Raw genomic sequence first — 638 nt, 5'->3', positions numbered from 1 at the left:
GACGCTTCAACCAGCTGCGCGCGGGCCGGGCCCGCGCCGCGGCCCGCGTCTTCGAAACCCGCGCGGAAAAGTTTTTGGCCCGCATCAAGGGCAGCCGGGCATGACCGCGCGGCCGGATTGGGCGGCCCTGGCGCAGCTCTGGCCGGACGAGGTGCTGTTGCATCGCACGGCCGATCTGCAGGACACCGCCGCCGCCTGCCGAGGGCGGCTGGTCTATCTGGCGACGCCCTATACCCGCGAGGCGGTGACAGTCGAGGGGGCCTGGGACCCGGCCCGGTCGGCCGCTGCGCAGGCGGGCGCCGCACGCTGGGCCCGGGCCTTCGCGCGTGCGGGCGTGACCGCGATTTCGCCGGTGGTGCAGGCCTGCGCGATGCTGGGGGACGACCCCGCCGCGGCGCCCGATCCGCTCGATCACGGGTTCTGGTCGGCCTGGTGCTGGCCGCTTCTGCTGGCCTGCGACGCGGTCGCGGTGCCGCCGCTGCCGGGCCGGAGGCGCTCGGTCGGGATCTGGACCGAGGTCCGGGCCGCGCTCGACCAGACCAAGCCCGTCTATCTGATGCGCCGCGCCCGGCGCGAGGCGGCCTGATGGCCACGCGGATTTACACCGACCTCACGATCCGCGGCACGACCTATCCCGA

General features: G+C 74.6%; 1 protein-coding gene. It reads left to right on the top strand.

The genetic code is table 11. The annotated features are described in order from the left end of the window. Positions 1-100 precede the first annotated feature (100 nt). Positions 101-586, top strand: coding sequence for a DUF1937 family protein (locus BYZ73_RS21545; protein WP_112317595.1), 486 nt, complete (start codon positions 101-103; stop codon positions 584-586). Positions 587-638: the final 52 nt, after the last annotated feature.

The sequence above is a fragment of the Rhodovulum viride genome (assembly GCF_003265965.1).
GTDB lineage: Bacteria > Pseudomonadota > Alphaproteobacteria > Rhodobacterales > Rhodobacteraceae > Rhodovulum > Rhodovulum kholense.
The sequence above is the reverse complement of the archived record's forward strand: the minus strand, read 5'-3'. Positions and strand labels throughout refer to the sequence as shown.